The following is an 18,778-nucleotide window of genomic DNA, read 5'->3' as shown; positions in this document are numbered from 1 at the left end:
AGGTTGTGCCGGCCGCGACTCGAAATCCCCCGATCCTCGTCGCGGCCGGACGTGTGGTGGCAGTCGCGGACGAACCGCGGCTGCTGGTCTGTCAGCCCGCGGTGGCGGCGAGCGCGGCCGCGACGACGTCGAGGCCCTCGTTCAGGAGGTCGTCGCCGATCGAGAGCGGCGGGAGGAACCGGATGACGTTGCCGTAGGTGCCGCACGTCAGGACGATGACGCCCTGCGCGACGCAGGCCTTGGCGACCGCGGAGGTGAGGGCGGCGTCGGGCGCGTTGGTCTCGGGGTCGACGAACTCGGCGGCGATCATGGCGCCGTGGCCGCGGATGTCTCCGATGCGGGTGTCCTTCTCCTGCATGGCTCCGAGGCGTGCCGTGAGGATCTCGCCGATCTCGCGAGCGCGCTCGATCACGCCGTCGTTCTCGAACACATCGATCGCGGCGAGCGCCGCAGCGCAGGCGATCGGGTTTCCGCCGTAGGTGCCGCCGAGGCCGCCTGCGTGCGAGGCGTCCATGATCTCGGAGCGCCCCGTGACGGCGGCGAGGGGCAGACCGCCCGCGATGCCCTTGGCGGTCGTGATGAGGTCGGGCTCGATGCCGAAGATCTCGCTCGCGAACATGTGGCCGGTGCGGGCGAAACCGGTCTGCACCTCGTCGGCGATGAACACGACGCCGTTCGCGCGGGACCACGAGGCGATCGCCGGGAGGAAGCCCTCCGCCGGGACGATGAAGCCGCCCTCTCCCTGGATCGGCTCGATGATGACGGCGGCGAGGTTGTCGGCGCCGATCTGCTTCTCGAGCTGCAGGATCACGCGGGCGGCGGCCTCTGCGCCGTCGAGACCGTCGCGGAACGGGTACGACATCGGCGCACGGTACACCTCGGGGGCGAACGGGCCGAAGCCGCTCTTGTACGGCATCGACTTCGCGGTCAGCGCCATGGTGAGGTTGGTGCGGCCGTGGTAGCCGTGGTCGAAGGCGACGACGGCCTGGCGACCGGTGTGCTTGCGGGCGATCTTGATCGCGTTCTCGACGGCCTCGGCGCCGGAGTTGAACAGGGCGCTCTTCTTGGCGAAGTCGCCGGGAGTGAGGCGGTTGAGCGCTTCGGCGACACCGATGTACGACTCGTACGGCGAGATCATGAAGCAGGTGTGCGTGAACTGCGCGGCCTGCGCGGCCACGGCTGCGGCGATCTTGGGGTGCGCGTTGCCGACGGTCGTCACGGCGATGCCGGAGCCGAGGTCGATCAGCGAGTTGCCGTCGGCATCCACGACCACTCCCCCGCCGGCGGCGACAGCCGCGACGGGAACCGTGTGCCCGACGCCGGCGGCGACGGCATCGGCCTTGCGGGCGAGGATCTCGGCCGAGCGGGGGCCGGGAAGGTCGGTGACGAGACGACGCTCCTGGGGGAGGTCGGGTCCGCCGAGCGGGACTGCAACAGCTGCGGTGTCGAGGAGAGCCATGTCCGTGAGCGTACGACCGCATCCGACGTCGGCGCATTCGCCCGGCTGTACAATCTGGGAGAGATCATCGCCGGACCGTATAAGCACTGATCCGGATGCCGAGAGGACCGCAGCGCATGGACGACGCCGAACAGCCCACGCTCCGCGCTCTCTTCCGGCGCCGCGATCTCGGGCTCGTGCTGATCTCGGACGCGGACGGCCTTCCGGACGGCGCCCTCGATCGCCCCCTGCGGTGGGTGCACAGCTCCGACCTCGCCGACCCGACGCCGTTCCTCGCCGAGGACCTCGCACTGCTGACGACGGGCACCCAGTTCGACGTCGGCACTGATTTCGACGTCTACGTCGGGCGGCTGGCGGATCGCGGGGTGCTCGGCCTCGGATTCGGCACGGACGTGCACCGTGCCGCGATCCCCGACGAGCTGATCCTCGAGTGCGCACGCCGCGGGATCCCCCTCTTCGAAGTCCCCTATCGCACGCCCTTCATCGCCGTCGCCCGCGCGCACTCCGAAGCGATCGCGGCGCAGGCCTACGCCCGCAGGTCGTGGGCGCTCGACACCCAGCGCGCACTCGCACTGGCCGCGCTGCGCCCCCGCGGACTCGACGCGACCGTCGCAGAGCTCGGCCGCCGTCTGGATGTCTGGGCCGGAATGTACGACGCGTCCGGCGCCCTGCAGCTGTCGCACCCCCGATCGGCCGTCACTGCAGGACGACTGACCGAGCTCGGCGAACGGGTCACCGAGATCCTCACCCGTGGGCTCGAGGCCGGGCAGTCGCTCACGATCGACGATCAGACGTTCACGCTCTTCACGGTGGGGCGCGGCGGACACCTGCGCGGGGTGATCGCGTTGGCTGTCGATGCGCTCGACGCCGAGGCGCGCACGGTCGTGACGTCGGTGATCGCGATGGCCGGACTCGCGCTCGAGCAGAGCGACCAGCTCGCCCGCAGCAAGCGTCGGCTGAACTCGCAGCTGCTGAGCTCGCTGCTCGACGACGATCCGTCCCTCGCGCGGAAGGTCCTCGGCTCGATGCCCTCTGCACCCGTGGTGGTCGCGATCGCCGCGGATGCTCCGACCGGCCCGTTCGCCGACTGGTGGGATCGGCGCAGGGCCGAGCACGGCACCGCCAGCTTCCTCGCCGAATCATCCGAGGGCGTGGTGCTCTGCCTGTCCATGGCCGATGACGCACTGCTCGACGAGGTCGCCACCCGGTTCGGCATCCGCATCGGCGCGTCCGGTTCCGAGTCGTACGACGCGTTCTCCCGAGCCCACGCACAGGCGCTCGCGGCGCTGCGCCAGCAGTCCGGCGCCGGGGTGTTCCACTTCGCCGATGCCGCCGGATCCAGCATCCTCAGCGCACTGGCCACGGATGAGGCCCGGCTGGTCGCCGAATCGCGGCTCGCGCCGATCCGCGACCACGACGCGCGATCCGGCGGCGACCTCGAACGGTCGCTGCGCACCTGGCTCGAGCACGATGCGAAGGCGGATCCTGCGGCGGCGGCACTCGGTGTGCACCGCCACACGCTGCGGTCGCGGATCGCCCAGGCCGGAGCGCTCCTGGGAAGCGACCTGTCGTCGTTCCCCGCCCGCGCCGAGCTGTGGACGCTGCTGCAGACCGCACGGGACTGAACCGGGGTCCTCGACCGAACGGCCGGCGGTCCCCGCCCGGCGGGGTGGCGGATGCCGGGCCTCCGCCATCCGCGCGCCCTTCAGTCGGGCCGTCGTTCGGCGGGGTGAAGGTAGCGGCCGACGAACTCCTCGAAGAGCGGGACCATGTCGACGGAATCGTCGAGGAGCCACTGGAGCTGGATGCCGTCCATGACCGCGCTGATCAGCCGGGCCGCCCGAGCGGGGTCGATGTCCTCGCGCACCTCTCCGTCGGCCTGACCTCGCCGCAGGATCTCTTCTGCGGCCACGGCGCGCTCGCGGTATCGGGCGGCGAAGTCGGCGTGCGACGGGTGGCCGGGGTCTGTGGCCTCCGCCGAGACGATCGCGTAGAGGGCGGTGAGACCCCGCGAGGTCTGGTTGTGCGCGACGACGCGCGTGGCCTGTTCGATCAGGGTGTGCTCGGCAGGGTCGCCCGCCGCCTCCCGCACCTTCTCGTCACGCTGGTGGAGCACCTCGGCGAAGAGCTCCTCCTTGCCCGCGAAATGGTGCAGCAGGCCGGTCGGCGTCACACCGACGCGCTTCGCGATCTCCCGCAGGGATCCACCGTGGAATCCCGTGCGGGAGAACACCGCGAGCGCTTCGTCGACGATCGCCTGCCTGCGCGCCTGGCCGGTGGCGTAGGGACCGCGAGGCCGTCGCGCCGCCATCGGCTGCTCATCCGTGCTCATGCGCCCGTCCTGTCTCTCGGCGCGAACGCGCGGACCTCAGCCGTGGTGGCCGTTCCCTGTTCCCCACGACGAGCCGAACACCTGCTGCCGCATGGCGGGCCGCAGGCGCTGCTCCATGTCGCGATCCACGAAGTAGTCCTTGAGTGTATCTTTCGTGAGCTCGTTGCCGATCGCGGCCATGATCATCGACTGGTCGAGCGACAGGTAGCGCTCGGCGATCGTGCCGCTCTTCACCGCCACCGCGTCGAAGAACCCGCCGGGGCCGTAGGCGCCGAGGTCCGTCTCGATGCCGCGCAGGTTGTCGAGCGCGCCCGTGCGATCGTACGGAAGCGCCAGGAACGCGGCGTGCGGCGTCACGACCCCGTCACCGAACTCCGGAGCGGGATCGGTCCCCGTGGTGCATCCGGGCCTGTCGATGTCGACGTCGGTCTTCTCCGCGTCCGAGGTGTACCCGTCCGCCCGCATCCCGGCTACGTCGACCCCGTACTCCGCGTACCCGCCGAACGGGTCGCTCGCGGGCGAGAAGCCCCAATAGCCGTATCCGGCCTCGTCCAGCCCGTGCTGCTTCTGCACGGCGACGGTGATCGGGTGGTTGAGCTTCCACGAACGCGGACCCCACGTGGTCTCCGGCACGAGCAGGTCGGGCATCAGCGACTCGAACATGCTGCCGCCCCAGCTCGGCACGAACGACATCCCGTCATATGCGTAGGCGCCCTCCCACACCTCGACGCCGTCATAGGTGCGGTACTCGCCCTGAGGGAGCTGCTCCTGCCACGCCCAGTCGCACCCGGGAGGCATCGTGCGATGCGTGCCGTACAGGGCGGTGGCCGGGATCTGACCGTTCGCGATGCCGAGGTAGGTCGCGATGCGGCTCTCGCTCACGGTCGTGTCGTAGTGGTGGCACGTGTAGAACGCGGTGTCCCCCGAGCCGTTGTACATCGGCGCCTCGACGCTGCAGTCCGGCGGAGCCGCATCCCAGAAGCCCCCGCGGTTCGTGCCTGCAGGGAGTCCTGCCGCGCCTTCGGGGTCGAAGAACGCCGCGAAGTCCATGGAGTCGTACAGCGCGTCCGCCTGCTGCGCGAGGTCGGGCTCCGCTTCGCGGACGATGCGCAGTGCGGCGGCGAGCCACCCGTTGTCGACCGTGCTGAGGAACGGGTGCACCGGGTCTCCCGAGTCGGGCCATGTCGTGAGCTTCTCGCCGGTCGTCGGCGAGTACCAGTTGTAGAACATGCCGCTGGCGTCGTTGCGCTCGAGGGTTCCGAGCGTCTCCAGCGTCGTCGACATGCGATCGCGCGCCTCCTCGTCGCTGATGACTCCGAGGTCGCGAGCCGTGACCGTCGACCACAGGTATCCGCCGATGTTCGTCGGCGAGGTGTAGGCGCTCGGCGTCTCGAGGTCGCCGCTCACGTTGTCGGCGGGAAGGCCGGTCTCCTCATCGGTCATCGCGTCGAGGGAGTGCCAGGTGTCCACCGCCCAGCGGTTCAGGTCACCGGTGCCGGGGCGTCCACCGCCGGCCGTCGCGGGCCCGGCGACCGTCAGGCCCGCAGTCACGAGTCCGATCGTCGCCAGCGTGCTCATCCATCGCTTCATCGTGTCTCCTCATCGAGAACGGCGCCGCCGAGCGCGGCGCTCCGACCTGCGAAAACCTAACACGTGTTCGTTGTTCGCTCAACCCCCTCCTCGTGACAGGAAGGCGACCGGAATCGACGGCGCGTGCGGGCGCTCAGCGCGGCGCGTGCGCCTCGAGGAACTCGTACACATCCGTCGTGTCGACGCCCGGGAAGGCCCCGGTCGGCAGTGTGGCGAGCAGAGTGCGCGGGGTCCTGACGTTCGGCCACGAGTTCTCGCGCCACCGATCTTCGAGGTCGGCGGGCGCCCGGCGGCAGCACACCTCGACCGAGTGCTTCGAGACTCCGCGATGCGGGGTGTCGCGGCCGACGAACCACTTCGTGTCGTCGAATCGCACGCCGACGCTGACCGAATGCAGTCCCTCACTCGACGCCTCGACGCGGGCCGTGCACCAGTAGGTGCCGTTGCCCGTGTCCGTGTACTGGTAGTACGGGTTGAAGCGGTCGTCCTCGTCGAACACCACGCGGCTGGTCCATCGGCGGCAGCACATCTGCCCCTCGATCGATCCGAGGCGATCGGTCGGGAAGTTCACGTCGTCGTTCTCGTACGCCTTCGTGATCGTGCCCGACTCGTGCACCTTGAGGAAGTGCACGGGGATGTCGAGGTGGCGCGTCGCGAGGTTCGTGAATCGGTGCGCGGCGGTCTCGTACGACACCGAGTACGCGTCGCGCAGATCCTCGATCGAGATCGCCCTGCGCGTCTTCGCATCCTTCAGCGCCGGCACGACGTGGGCCTCCGGCACCAGCAGCGCCCCGGTGAGATAGTTCGTCTCGACGCGCTGGCGCAGGAACTCGGCATAGCTGCGCGGCTCGGAGTGACCGAGGATGCGGCTGGACAGCGCTTGCAGCACCGCGGTCCGGGCATCCCCCTTGGCCGGGACGCTGCTCGAGAGGTACAGACGTCCGTTCGCGAGGTCGGCGACGCTGCGGGTGGTCTGCGGCAGGTCCGGGGCGTAGTGCAGGGTGAATCCGAGGTAGGCGGCGATCTCGGAGGCCGTCCGCTGGGTGAGGGGTCCGCCGGGGTGCCCGACCGCCGCGAGGATCTCCGCCGCCTTCGTCTCGAGATCGGCGAAGTGGTTGTCCTGCCGCCGCATGAGGTGGCGGAGCTCGACGTTCGCGCGCCTGGCCTCCTCGGGAGTGGCCGCGCGCTCATCCTTGAGTCGGTCGATCTCGCCGTGCAGTGCGAGCAGGGCCTTGAGCGCGTCCGTCGGCATGCTCTTCGCGATCCGGAAGGGCTCGATGCCGAGAGCCTGGCAGGTCTGCCCCTTCATGGCCCGTTCGAGGGCGATCTCGATCGCACTGCGTTCATCGAGCGGCTCGCCCTCGAGCAGCGCGTCGATCGTGACGCCGAGAGCGCGCGCGATCGACTGCAGCTGCGTGAGCTTGGGCTCGCGCTTGCCCGTCTCGATCATCGACATCTGGCTGGGCGCTCGATCGACCGCCGCCGCGAGGTCGTCGAGGGTCATCCCGCGCGCAGTGCGCAGCTGACGGATGCGGCGTCCGATCGTGAGGGCGTCGGCGTCTTCTTCGACCGCTGGAGTGCTCATGCGGCCGATTCTGTCACAGAAACAGAATTTTAGCTGATCTTCACTCCCCCATCGGCCATCGAAGGGTGCGAACTTCACACACAGTGGAAACACGCCACCCGGCTTCACGATCCGGGCATCCAACGGAGGAGACACCATGACGAACACCGCCCAGAACCACACCCCTCGCCCCGCAGGGCTGCGCGCCGGGGACCAGGTTCAGACGGCCGCCGAGCTCCGGGAGATCTGGGAGACGGATCCCCGCTGGGACGGCGTCGAGCGCACGTACACGGCAGAGGACGTCATCCGCGTCCGCGGCTCGGTCCGCGAGGACGCGACGCTCGCGCACCGCGGAGCCGAGAACCTGTGGAACCTGCTGCACACCGAGGACTACGTCCGGGCACTGGGCGCCTACACAGGCGGGCAGGCGGTGCAGCAGGTGCGGGCGGGCCTCAAGGCCATCTACCTCTCGGGCTGGCAGGTCGCGGCCGACGGCAACCTCGCCGGTCAGACCTACCCCGACCAGTCGCTGTACCCCGCCAACTCGGTGCCGGCGGTCGTGCGTCGCATCAACAACGCGCTGATCCGCCAGGACCAGCTCGAGCACGCCGAGGGCGACGTCACGCAGGACTGGCTCGCGCCGATCGTCGCCGACGCCGAGGCGGGCTTCGGAGGACCGCTCAACGCCTACGAGCTCGCGCAGTCGCTGATCCAGGCCGGCGCCGCGGCCATCCACTGGGAGGACCAGCTCGCGAGCGAGAAGAAGTGCGGCCACCTCGGCGGAAAGGTGCTCGTGCCGACGCAGCAGCACATCCGCACCCTGAACGCCGCGCGTCTCGCCGCCGACGTGGCCGGAGTCCCGACGGTGATCATCGCCAGGACGGATGCTCTCGCGGCCGACCTGCTCACCAGCGATGTCGACGAGCGCGACCAGCAGTTCACCACCGGCGAGCGCACGACCGAGGGCTTCTACCGCATCCGCCCCGGCATCGAGTCGGTCATCAGCCGAGGCCTCGCCTTCGCGCCGTACGCCGATCTGCTGTGGGTCGAGACGGGTGAACCCGACATCGAGCTGGCACGTGAGTTCGCCGCCGCGATCCATGCCGAGTTCCCGGGCAAGCTGCTCGCCTACAACTGCTCACCGAGCTTCAACTGGAAGCGCCACCTGTCGGACGCCGAGATCGCGACGTTCCAGCAGGAGCTGGCTGACCTGGGCTACAAGTTCCAGTTCATCACGCTCGCCGGCTTCCACGCCCTGAACCACTCGATGTTCGACCTCGCCCGTGGCTACGCCGAACGCGCCATGAGCGCGTACGTCGAGCTGCAGGAGGCCGAGTTCGCCGCGGAGGCGAACGGCTACACCGCCACCAAGCACCAGCGCGAGGCGGGCACCGGCTACTTCGACGTCATCTCTACCGCGCTCAACCCCGACAGCGCGACCCTCGCCCTCGCCGGCTCCACCGAAGCCGCGCAGTTCCACTGAGCCACTTGTGAAGGACACACGATCATGACCACTCCCATCGCTCCCCCGACCACCAGCCCGACCACGGCTCCGATCCAGACCACGCAGCAGGGTCCGGCGATCGCGGTCACCGGTCCGCTGCGCGACCGCTACGACGAGATCCTCACCCCCGAGGCGATCGCCTTCCTCACCGAGCTTCACCACCGATTCGCCTCGCGCCGCCACGATCGGCTCGCCGACCGGATGCGCCGTCGGTTCGAGATCGGCAACGGCCACGACCCGCGCTTCCGCGACGACACCGCGCACATCCGCGCGGATGCCGACTGGCGGGTCGCAGGCGCGGGGCCGGGTCTCGAGGACCGCCGCGTCGAGATCACGGGTCCGACCGACCCGAAGATGACGATCAATGCACTGAACTCGGGTGCTCGCGTGTGGCTCGCCGACCAGGAGGATGCCACGAGTCCGACCTGGAAGAACGTCGTCGAGGGGCAGCTGTCGCTGCGCGGCGCGATCCGCGGCGAGCTGTCCTTCCGCTCCCCCGAAGGCAAGGAGTACCACGTCACCGCCGAGCGCACACCGACGATCGTGATGCGTCCGCGTGGCTGGCACCTGCCGGAGAAGCACCTGCAGTTCACCGACCGCGCGGGGCGCCGCACGGCGGCATCCGGCTCGCTCGTCGACTTCGGCCTGTACTTCTTCCACAACGCGCAGGAGCTCATCGCGAACGGTCGGGGCCCCTACTTCTACATCGCGAAGATCGAGTCGAGCGAGGAGGCGAAGCTGTGGGACGACGTGTTCTCCTTCAGCGAGGAGTACATCGGCATCCCGCACGGCACCGTCCGCGCGACCGTGCTGATCGAGACCCTGCCCGCGGCCTTCGAGATGGACGAGATCCTCTACGAGCTGCGCGACCACTGCGCGGGTCTCAACGCCGGGCGCTGGGACTACATCTTCTCGATCATCAAGAACTACCGCGGCCGCGGCGCGCGTTTCGTGCTCCCCGACCGCAGTGAGGTCACGATGACGGTGCCGTTCATGCGGGCGTACACCGAGCTGCTCGTGCAGACCTGCCACAAGCGGGGCGCCTACGCGATCGGCGGCATGAGCGCCTTCATCCCGAACCGCCGCGACCCCGAGGTGACCGAGCGGGCGATCGAGAAGGTCTCCGCCGACAAGAAGCGCGAGGCCGGCGACGGCTTCGACGGCACGTGGGTCGCGCACCCCGATCTGATCCCCACAGCGCTGGCGGAGTTCGACGCCGTGCTCGGCGACCACCCGAACCAGGTCGGCCGCCAGCGCCCCGAGGTCATGGTGACCGCGTCGCAGCTGCTCGACCTGCACATCGGGCGGCCGATCACCGCGCAGGGCGTGCGCGACAACGTGTCGGTGGCGATCCGCTACCTCGAGGCATGGCTGCGAGGGCTCGGCGCCGTGGCGATCGACAACCTGATGGAGGATGCCGCGACGGCGGAGATCAGCCGTTCGCAGGTGTGGCAGTGGATCCACCAGGACCGCTCCACCGAGGACGGCACCGCGATCACCGCCGACTACGTCGAGAGCCTGATCGCGGAGGTCCTCGGCGAGGTCGACCGGCACGACGGCGACAGGTTCGACGATGCCGCGTCGGTGTTCCGCGACGTCGCCCTGCAGGAGGAGTTCCCGGCGTTCCTCACACTCGGCGCCTACAGCAGGTTCCTCGTCGAGGAGGCCTGAGACTCTGACGAGGAGCCCCTCGGATGCCGCCATCGGCAGCCGAGGGGCTCCTCGTGCGTGATGCGGAGGACCGCCGGAGCCCGCCGTCGCCAGCGGGCGTAGCCTGAGAACATGAGCGACGTGTGGTCCGACATCTCGTCCGAGTTCCTTCACCTCTACCCGCGAGGGCGCCGACTGATCGCGGTCGCCGGAGCGGATGCCGAGCGCTCGCGTCGAGCGGCGGACGACCTCGCGACGGCGCTGATCGCCGCCGGGCAGCACGTCGAGCGTGCGCACAGCACGGATGCCGATGAAGCGGCGTTGCGCGGCGACGTGATCGCTCCGTTCCGCACCGGCTCCGATCCGGCGACGGTCCTGATCGTCTCGGGCCCGGCAGTGCTGCTCAGCCCGACGGCGAGGGGCCTCTGGAACTTCATCGTGTGGCAGCTCGCCGGTGATGAGGCCCCGCACTCGATCGCCGGCGCGATCGTCGACGTGACGGACCCGGCGGCTCCGACGCGGCGCTTCGCCGACTACTGCGCGCTGCCTTCCTCGTTCGGCGCGTGACGCCGAGGGGGATTCGCGGGTGCCCCGGTCTCCCCTGACCGAAGCACCCGCACGTCCACCCGCGCCCTCGCGCAGGTGGTCCGTCATGCCCGACGCTTTCGCGCCTGTCCCCCGAACTTCCGGACGGGCGATCCCGCCGCGTCCGGAAGCCGTGACGGCCGATGCGCCAGGAGCGGAGCTCCGTCGCGATCTGCCGTCATGGCCCGCCTGGGGACACGGGCAGGTTCAGGTTAGGAGCGGCTCCGACGATCCGGAAGCGCCGCAGGACGTTGCGTCACCCGGTGCGCTCGGCCCGGCACGCAGAACCCGCGTTGGCACCAGATTCGCGATCATGTGTCACTCTCTGTCGGAGTCGGCGAAGCAGCCGGACAGCACACGGCCGGCCCGCGGGCGCGCGCGTCGGTCCGCGACGGACAGCCCCGACCGGGTCGGCCCGATGGGCCGGCCTCGGTCAGGCGGTCGGGGCGGACTGCTCGTCGCTGAGCAGCATCGCCTCGGCGAGACGCGGCGGCTGCGTGCGGGCCGCGAGGCGGAAGGCACTGGGACTGTGCCCCACGTGCCGGGAGAACTGGGCCCGAAGCGCGGACGCGTCGGCGAAACCGGAGCGGGCTGCGACCGCCGCAAGGTCCTGCGGGGGCGTCGACAGCAGCTCTTCGCGCGCCGTCACGAGACGCCGACGCAGCAAGCGGTTCGCGGGGCTCTCGTCGGCACCTTCATTCAGGCGGAACAGCTGGCGACGGCTGACGTGCAGGTCGGCGGCGAGCTCTGCGATGCCGAATGCCGGATCACGATGCCGCCGCTCGATGATGCGCCCCGCCTCCGCGCGGAACTCACTCGTCCGGCTGGTCTCGCCGTCGCCGGGGAACTGTCGGAAGAGCCCTCGCACGAGCGCGATCAGCGCCGCCTCGGTGCCGGCGAGCGCCCCCTGACCCTGATCCGGATCCTGCGCCCACTCGAACAGCATCCGCGCGAGTGAGGCTCCCGCTGCCCGGGTGAGTGGGGTGTCCGGGAACATGTCGGCCCCTCGAGCGAGGACGTGCCGATAGCCGGGGAGGGCCGCCACGGGAACGACGACCCCGGTCGAGTTGGTGACCCCGAACTGCTCGACGGCCGATGGGCCCAGGCTCGACATGAAGCCGACGCGGCCGACGCCCATGGCCTGCACCCCCGCCGCGGTGTTCAGGCGCTGCCCGCCCTGCTGCACCATCCCGACGATGATGATGTCCTCGCCCTCGGCGATCGCTCGCTCGTAGCTCACGGTGTGCGCCGTCTCGAGGGTGCTGTAGAGCATGGTCGAGCCGATGGACCTGCGAAGCAGCGCCGCCTCGAACGCATCCGGATCGTCGGCCTTCATCGCGCCGAAGTTCGACAGCTGCAGCATGCCGATTCGACCGTCGAGGCGAATGACCTGCTCGGAGAACCACGAGGGAAACGCGAACGCCTCGGCGCCTCCGATCGATGACGACCACAGTCCGCCCGAAAGCCGGACGAGCCAGCCGGCCAACTCCGCGTCGTCGATCATTCGCCCCATCGCAACCCCCAGCGGAAGCCCGCCGCGTGCGCATCGGCTGCTCCGTCCCCGCCCTCACCCTAGGTTCGCGCCAGGAGCCATGCAATATACGTTGCGTGCGCCCGCGACAGCGGCGCGCCGCCAGCCGTCGTGCGGGTCAGCGGAACGACGCAGCCACCGAGTTGCGGTGGTAGTCGAACACGATGCTGGTCCTGGTCGAGGCGACGCTGCTCTGGGCCGAGAGATGCTCGAGCACGAACTCGCGCATCTCCGATGAGTCGGCCACCGCGATGTGCAGGAGGAAGTCGTCGTCCCCGCCGAGGAAGAAGACCTGGATCACCTGCGGCAGGGCGCGCACGCGGTCGGCGAACTCGACGATGCTCTCGCGCCGAGCGCTCGGCCGAAGGCTCACTCCGATGATGGCCTGCAGGCCGGCGCCCAACTTCCGCTCGTCGACGCTGGCATGGAAGCCGCTGATGACTCCGCGTTCGACGAGTGCGCGCAGACGCGCGTGCGCGGTCGACGGCGCGACTCCGAGGTGACCCGCGAGCTCGGCGTTCGTCATCCGACCGTCCGCGCTCAGCAGCTGTACGATCCTCGCATCGATCGCGTCGAGCGCCGGCGCCCGAAGGGTATTCGGCTGAGGGGTTTCGGGTGACGTCTCCATACGAACGATTATGCAGGAATCAGCCGAAGCGCGAATCTTCTTCAGGCATTCTGTCGAATGATCGAAGTTTCTGCGATTCTGAAATGCACTCACGCAACCGTCACTTGGAGGATCGATGAAGATCGGCGTGCCGACCGAGGTCAAGAACAACGAGAACCGCACCGCGCTCACCCCCGCAGGCGCAGACCGTCTGGTGCACGAGGGCCACCGCGTGCTCGTGCAGTCCGGGGCGGGCGTCGGTTCGGGCATCTCCGACGAGGCCTATCGGATCGCGGGTGCCGAGATCGTCGACACCGCCGAGGAGACGTGGGGCGAGGCGGAGCTGCTCATCAAGGTCAAGGAGCCGATCGCCCCGGAGTACGGGTTCCTGCGCTCGGATCTCACCCTCTTCACCTACCTGCATCTCGCCGCCGACCGAGCGCTGACCACGGCGCTCGTCGACGCGGGCACCACCGCCGTCGCCTACGAGACGGTGCAGCTGCCCGACCGCAGCCTCCCTCTGCTCGTGCCGATGAGCGAGATCGCGGGACGCCTGTCCGTGACGATGGGGTCGTACTCCCTCATGCGATCCGCAGGAGGACGGGGCGTGCTCATGGGAGGCATCGCGGGCGCCCCGCGCGCCAAGACCGTCGTGATCGGCGGCGGTGTCGCCGGTGAGCACGCGGCCGCGAACGCGCTCGGGCTCGGATCACAGGTGACCGTCATCGACATCTCGCTGCCGCGACTCCGCGAGCTCGAGCACCGCTACGGCGGTGCTCTGCAGACTCGCGCGTCGAGCCGGTACGACATCGCCGAAGAGCTCGCGACGGCCGACCTGGTCATCGGATCCGTGCTCATCCCCGGGGCTGCGGCGCCGAAGCTCGTGACCGACGACATGGTCGCGACCATGAAGCCCGGATCCGTGCTGGTCGACATCGCCATCGACCAGGGCGGATGCTTCGAAGGCTCGCGCCCCACGACGCACGACGACCCGACGTTCGCGGTGCACGACTCCATCTACTACTGCGTCGCGAACATGCCGGGCGCAGTGCCCGAGACGGCCACGCGCGCACTGACCAACGCCACGCTCCCCTATGTCTCGGCGATCGCCGGCAAGGGGTGGGAGCGTGCAGCAGCCGACGACGCCGCACTGGCCCAGGGCCTCAACGTCCAGGGCGGCCGCATCACCCTGGATGCCGTTGCGCGCGCGCACGGCATGCACACCGCCTGAGCGGAGAGCATCAGCACGAAAGAACCGTGATTCTTGACGACCATTCACTCGTCATCGGCGAGGTCGACCCGGGTACGCTCGTAGTCGTGACCGAACGCGCTCCTCTCTCCCGCAAGCTCTCCGCCATCGCCGAATCCGCGACCCTCAAGGTCGACGCCAAGGCCAAGGCGCTCAAGGCCGAAGGCAAGCCGATCATCTCGTACGCCGCCGGCGAGCCCGATTTCGCGACCCCGCAGTTCATCGTCGACGCGGCCGCCGAGGCGCTCGCCGATCCCGCCAGCTACCGGTACACCCCGGCTCCGGGCCTGCCCGCGCTGCGGGAGGCGATCGCCGCGAAGACGCTGCGTGACTCCGGCCTCGAGGTCTCGCCGAGCCAGGTCATCGTGACCAACGGCGGCAAGCAGTCGGTCTACCAGGCGTTCCAGGCCGTGGTGAACCCGGGCGACGAAGTGCTTCTGCCTGCGCCGTACTGGACGACCTACCCCGAGGCGATCCGTCTTGCGGACGGCACGCCGGTCGAGGTCTTCGCGGGCGCCGATCAGGACTACAAGGTCACCGTCGACCAGCTCGAGGCCGCTCGCACCGAGCGCACGACCGCGCTCGTGTTCGTGTCGCCCTCCAACCCCACCGGATCGGTGTACACGGCCGAGGAGACGGCGGCGATCGGCGAGTGGGCACTCGAGCACGGCATCTGGGTCATCTCCGACGAGATCTACCAGAACCTCACCTATGAGGGCGTCAAGGCGACCTCCATCGTCGAGGCCGTGCCCGCGGTGGCGGGGCAGACGATCCTCGTCAACGGCGTCGCGAAGACCTACGCCATGACCGGCTGGCGCGTGGGCTGGATGGTCGGACCGGCGGATGCCATCAAGGTCGCCGCGAACCTGCAGTCCCACCTGTCGAGCAACGTCAACAACGTCGCGCAGAAGGCGGCGATCGCTGCCCTCAACGGGCCCCAGACCGAAGCCGAGCAGTTCCGCGAGGCGTTCGACCGCCGCCGCCGCCTCATCGTGTCCGAACTGTCGAAGATCGACGGACTCGTGGTGCCGAACCCGCTGGGCGCCTTCTACGTCTACCCCGACGTGCAGGGTCTGCTCGGACGCACGTGGGGCGGCAAGACGCCGACGACCTCGCTCGAGCTCGCCGACCTCATCCTCGAGCAGGCCGAGGTGGCCGTCGTCCCGGGCGAGGCATTCGGTCCCTCCGGGTACATCCGCATGTCGTACGCGCTCGGCGACGACCAGCTCCTCGAGGGTGTACAGCGACTGCAGCGTCTGTTCGCCTGAGGCCGGTCTGCGACGAGATCACTCCTCGTCGTGGAAGCCGATCAGCCAGCGGATGCCGTAGCGGTCGGTGACGGTGCCGTCGTAGTCGCCCCACACGCGCTTCTGCAGGGCGTCGGTCACTCGGCCGTGCTCTGACAGCCGGTCGAACCAGCTCGTCAGCGTCGACGCGTCGGCGGTGCCGAGCAGAGAGAGGAACATCCCGCTCATCTGCACGGCATCGTCGTCCGCGCCGGCATCCGCTCCCGCCAGTTCGACCGGTCCTGAGAGCTGCCCGTGGGCGACCGCATCGGCCGGACCGTCTGCACGACCCGCACTGGCATAGTCGACGAGCTGAAGCTCTCCTCCGAAGACGTCACGGTAGTGCTCCAGCGCTTCGGCCGCGTTTCCGGGAAACAGCAGGTACGGGATCAGTCCGCTCATGCCGCGAGTGTACGGCGAACGGGCGACGTTGTCAGGCGGGCGCGGGCTCGCTGCGTCGCGACTCAGAGCTCGACGCCGAGCAGCACGGGCTCCGGCTGCAGCACGAGACCGAACTCCGAATGGACGCGGCTCTGGATGAATCGTGCGAGCTCCGAGACCTCGGCCGCTGTCGCCCCGCCCCGGTTGGTGAGGGCGAGCGCGTGCTTCGTCGAGACCGAGGCGCGCGAGCGCGGCAGCTTGAACCCCTTGCGGATTCCGGCCTGCTCGATCAGCCACGCTGCGCTCACCTTGACGTCGGGGGCCTCCGGCTTGGCGGGAGGGACATACCCGTCGTACGAGGCGAGCGGGATCACCGTGACGGTATCCAGATCCGGGGTCACCGGCCACCGCGGGCACTCGGGCGGCAGAGCACGGGCCACGACCTCCGGCACGATCGCATTCTGGAAGAACGAGCCGACGCCATGGGTGTCCGGATCGTTCTCGTCGAGCAGCATCCCCTTCGAGGCGCGGGTGGCGAGGATCCGCTCGCGCACCCAGGTCAGCGGCACCGGGGCGTCGGAGTCCAGACCCAGCGCCCTCCTGAGCTGCTCGCCGCGCACCACCCGCTCGTCAGCGACGAGAAGGTCGACCGTGACCGACAGGATGACGGCACGGCGCTGCGGCACGCTGCCGTAGTGATGCTTGAGCACGGAAGTGCGGAAACCGAGCCCCAGTTCGGATGCCGGCACCACCGATACCTCGCCGGTGGCCTCGTCGATCAGCTCGACCTCGACCAGGGTCTCCTGGATCTCCTGCCCGTATGCCCCGATGTTCTGCACGGGTGAGGCGCCGACGGTGCCCGGGATGCCGCTCATCGCCTCGAGACCGGCGTAACCGTGCTCGACCGCATAGGCGACGAGATCGTCCCAGCCATGCCCCGCCTGCACACGCAGCCTGATGCGTCCCGCGTGCGGCGAGGGCAGCTCCTCGATGCCGCGGGTGAGGACGCGGATGACCGTCCCCTCGAACGACTCGTCGCCGATGAACAGGTTGGATCCTCCGCCCAGCACGAACCACTCGTCGCCGCGTGACCAGACATCGGTGAGCGCGTCGATCAGCTCCGCCGTGGTCGATGCCTCGAGCATGCGCTCCGGGGCGCCTCCCGTGCGCAGGGTCGTGAGAGTCGCGAGCCTCAGCGGCTCGACCTCGTGCACAGCGCCGCCCATCAGGAGGCGACGCGCAGCTGCGCCTTGACGAGGACCGTCGTCTCAGCGAACGTGACCTTGAGATCGATCCGAGTCGACTCGTCGTCGACGGCACCGACGGTCGCGATGACGTGGAGGTCCGCTCCCTCGGTCGGGTGCACCACGACCGGCTTGGTGAAGCGCACGCCGTAGTCGAGGATCCGCGTTCCCGGTTCGAGAGCCGCGACGACCACCGACGACGCGATGCCCATCGTGAGCATGCCGTGCGCGAGCACTCCCGGCAGACCCACCTCGGCGGCGATGTCGTCCCGGTAGTGGATCGGATTGAAGTCACCCGATGCTCCTGCGTACCGCACGAGCGATTCGCGGGTGAGATGGACGGTGCGCTCCGCGACGACGTCTCCGACAGCGAACGGCATCACTCGGCTCCTTCTTCCGCGCCGACCAGCAGCACGCTGGTGGCGGTGACGACGTGCTCGCCGTCGGCATCCGTGATCTCGGCCGCGCTGGTGATCATGGCGTTTCCGCCCATCATGCGGATGCCGGTCACGCGCAGTCGACCTGTGAGCTCGTCACCCGCGACGATGGGGCGCGAGTACGCGAACTTCTGCTCGGCGTGGATCGTGCGCGCCAGGACGATGCCAGAGTCCGGTTCGGCGAGGAGCTGCTGGAGGGTGTGGTCCTGGATGACCATCGCGAACGTCGGGGGCGCGACGACGTCGGCGAAACCGGCTGCGCGAGCCGCCTCGACGTCGGTGTGCTGCGGTGCATCGGCGAAGACGGCACGCGCGAACTCACGCACCTTCTCACGGCCGACGAGGTAAGGGGACGTCGGCGGGAACTCCCGGCCGACCAGATCTTGGTTGACTGCCACCCCTCGATCCTACTTTCTCGGTCATGGGGCACGGTGCCCGTAAGCCGGAACTAAGGGCGTTCAGTCCTTCTTCTTGCGCCCCTTGATCGCCTTCATCGCCATCTGCACCGCGATCACCACGAGGTATGCCGCGAACAGCATGTTGCCCACCGTGGGGTCGATCAGAGTGGCCAGCCAGGCTCCGAGCGCGGTGGTCGTGCAGGCGGAGACCCCGACGATCGCCGCGGCGACGAGATCGACGTTGTGATTGCGCAGGTTGCCGATGGTGCCCGAGATCGCGGTCGGGATCATCATGAGCAGCGACGTGCCCTTGGCCACGAGGTCGCTCGTACCGAATGCGAGCATCAGCACGGGCACCACGATCACGCCCCCGCCGACACCGATCAGACCGGCGAGGACTCCGGTGCCGACTCCGACCGCGAGCAGCGCGAGCCCGTTGAGCAGCTCCAGCTCGAACTCGGCATCGCGCGAAGGGACGACCAGGAACAGGCTCACGATCACGATCACGAGGAAGCCGACGAAGAACCAGCGCAGCACCGTCTGCGAGATCTTCGGCAGCAGCCGCGTGCCGATCTGCGCACCCACGACGGCGCCTGCCGCCAGGATGAGAGCGGGGATCCACGCCACCGATCCGTTGATCGCGTAGGAGATCACGCCCACCGTCGCCGTCGGGACGATCGCTGCGAGCGACGTGCCGGCGCCGAGACGCTGATTGAAATGCAGGAAGAGCACGAGCAGCGGAACGATCACCGTGCCGCCGCCGACGCCGAAGAGGCCGGAGAGGAGGCCTGCGATCAGGCCGATCCCGATGAATGCCGTATAGGCGCGAGGCCCTCTGCTCAGGGTCTCTGCATCGCTCACCGGATCAGCCTACTCTCCGCGGCGTCGGCACCTCGGTCATGTGTCCCCCCTACCCCTGGGACCGGGTCTCCTCCTGTGCGACACTGGATCGCATCAGACG

17 protein-coding genes are annotated in these 18,778 nt (G+C 69.3%); 6 read left to right on the top strand and 11 right to left on the bottom strand.

Annotation, left to right across the window (positions count from 1 at the left end):
- Positions 1-91 precede the first annotated feature (91 nt).
- Positions 92-1,459 carry a 4-aminobutyrate--2-oxoglutarate transaminase gene (gabT, locus tag QRN21_RS10905; protein WP_053097454.1) on the bottom strand — a complete coding sequence of 456 codons (1,368 nt, stop codon included), beginning with the start codon at positions 1,457-1,459 and terminating at the stop codon, positions 92-94.
- A 116-nt stretch (positions 1,460-1,575) separates the two neighbouring features.
- Between gabT and QRN21_RS10900 the strand changes: the two genes are divergently transcribed.
- Positions 1,576-3,084: a PucR family transcriptional regulator gene (locus tag QRN21_RS10900; RefSeq protein ID WP_072591661.1), complete on the top strand. Its 1,509-nt coding sequence runs from the start codon at positions 1,576-1,578 to the stop codon at positions 3,082-3,084.
- Between the two features lie 80 nt (positions 3,085-3,164).
- Here the strand turns inward: QRN21_RS10900 and QRN21_RS10895 are convergent, their stop codons facing one another.
- From QRN21_RS10895 to QRN21_RS10885, 3 genes are all read right to left on the bottom strand, one after another.
- On the bottom strand, positions 3,165-3,791 hold the full coding sequence (locus QRN21_RS10895; protein ID WP_056279772.1) for a TetR/AcrR family transcriptional regulator: 627 nt from the start codon (positions 3,789-3,791) through the stop codon (positions 3,165-3,167).
- A gap of 36 nt (positions 3,792-3,827) precedes the next feature.
- Positions 3,828-5,381: a glucoamylase family protein gene (locus QRN21_RS10890; RefSeq protein ID WP_056279770.1), complete on the bottom strand. Its 1,554-nt coding sequence runs from the start codon at positions 5,379-5,381 to the stop codon at positions 3,828-3,830.
- A gap of 133 nt (positions 5,382-5,514) precedes the next feature.
- A complete protein-coding gene (locus QRN21_RS10885; protein ID WP_285364030.1) occupies positions 5,515-6,966 on the bottom strand; it encodes a helix-turn-helix domain-containing protein in 1,452 nt (483 codons plus the stop codon).
- Between the two features lie 136 nt (positions 6,967-7,102).
- On the opposite strand from QRN21_RS10885, the gene aceA reads away from it, so the two are divergent.
- The 3 genes from aceA to QRN21_RS10870 all read left to right on the top strand — a co-directional run bounded on the left by aceA (position 7,103) and on the right by QRN21_RS10870 (position 10,666).
- Complete coding sequence (gene aceA / locus QRN21_RS10880) at positions 7,103-8,428, top strand: isocitrate lyase (RefSeq protein WP_056279769.1); 1,326 nt, start codon at positions 7,103-7,105, stop codon at positions 8,426-8,428.
- Between the two features lie 24 nt (positions 8,429-8,452).
- Positions 8,453-10,120, top strand: a complete 1,668-nt coding sequence (aceB, locus tag QRN21_RS10875) for a malate synthase A (RefSeq protein ID WP_285364029.1) — start codon at positions 8,453-8,455, stop codon at positions 10,118-10,120.
- 111 nt (positions 10,121-10,231) lie between these two features.
- On the top strand, positions 10,232-10,666 hold the full coding sequence (locus QRN21_RS10870) for a hypothetical protein (RefSeq protein ID WP_056279767.1): 435 nt from the start codon (positions 10,232-10,234) through the stop codon (positions 10,664-10,666).
- 451 nt (positions 10,667-11,117) lie between these two features.
- Here QRN21_RS10870 and QRN21_RS10865 read toward each other — a convergent pair whose 3' ends face one another.
- Both QRN21_RS10865 and QRN21_RS10860 read right to left on the bottom strand, forming a co-directional pair.
- The gene (locus QRN21_RS10865; protein WP_285364027.1) at positions 11,118-12,197 is read right to left on the bottom strand and encodes an AraC family transcriptional regulator; all 1,080 of its coding nucleotides are present in this window, start codon (positions 12,195-12,197) and stop codon (positions 11,118-11,120) included.
- Between the two features lie 136 nt (positions 12,198-12,333).
- Positions 12,334-12,843, bottom strand: coding sequence for an Lrp/AsnC family transcriptional regulator (locus tag QRN21_RS10860; protein WP_053097462.1), 510 nt, complete (start codon positions 12,841-12,843; stop codon positions 12,334-12,336).
- Between the two features lie 115 nt (positions 12,844-12,958).
- On the opposite strand from QRN21_RS10860, the gene ald reads away from it, so the two are divergent.
- A complete protein-coding gene (gene ald / locus QRN21_RS10855) occupies positions 12,959-14,053 on the top strand; it encodes an alanine dehydrogenase (RefSeq protein ID WP_285364025.1) in 1,095 nt (364 codons plus the stop codon).
- An 86-nt stretch (positions 14,054-14,139) separates the two neighbouring features.
- Positions 14,140-15,339, top strand: a complete 1,200-nt coding sequence (locus tag QRN21_RS10850) for a pyridoxal phosphate-dependent aminotransferase (RefSeq protein ID WP_053099212.1) — start codon at positions 14,140-14,142, stop codon at positions 15,337-15,339.
- Between the two features lie 18 nt (positions 15,340-15,357).
- Here the strand turns inward: QRN21_RS10850 and QRN21_RS10845 are convergent, their stop codons facing one another.
- From QRN21_RS10845 to QRN21_RS10825, 5 genes are all read right to left on the bottom strand, one after another.
- Positions 15,358-15,759, bottom strand: coding sequence for a VOC family protein (locus QRN21_RS10845; RefSeq protein WP_285364024.1), 402 nt, complete (start codon positions 15,757-15,759; stop codon positions 15,358-15,360).
- Between the two features lie 62 nt (positions 15,760-15,821).
- Entirely contained in the window at positions 15,822-16,952 is a 1,131-nt protein-coding gene (locus tag QRN21_RS10840; protein WP_053097465.1) for a UDP-N-acetylmuramate dehydrogenase, read from the bottom strand.
- 11 nt (positions 16,953-16,963) lie between these two features.
- Entirely contained in the window at positions 16,964-17,362 is a 399-nt protein-coding gene (locus QRN21_RS10835; RefSeq protein WP_056279756.1) for a MaoC/PaaZ C-terminal domain-containing protein, read from the bottom strand.
- Positions 17,362-17,817 carry an FAS1-like dehydratase domain-containing protein gene (locus tag QRN21_RS10830; RefSeq protein WP_056279753.1) on the bottom strand — a complete coding sequence of 152 codons (456 nt, stop codon included), beginning with the start codon at positions 17,815-17,817 and terminating at the stop codon, positions 17,362-17,364. The genes QRN21_RS10835 and QRN21_RS10830 overlap by 1 nt, the downstream gene beginning before the upstream one ends.
- Positions 17,818-17,877: 60 nt before the next feature.
- Entirely contained in the window at positions 17,878-18,678 is an 801-nt protein-coding gene (locus tag QRN21_RS10825; protein WP_053097468.1) for a sulfite exporter TauE/SafE family protein, read from the bottom strand.
- Positions 18,679-18,778 lie beyond the last annotated feature (100 nt).

Source organism: Microbacterium sp. LMC-P-041, from assembly GCF_030209555.1.
Taxonomy (GTDB): domain Bacteria; phylum Actinomycetota; class Actinomycetes; order Actinomycetales; family Microbacteriaceae; genus Microbacterium.
Note: the sequence above shows the minus strand (reverse complement) of the source record. Positions and strands in the feature narration are given on the sequence as shown.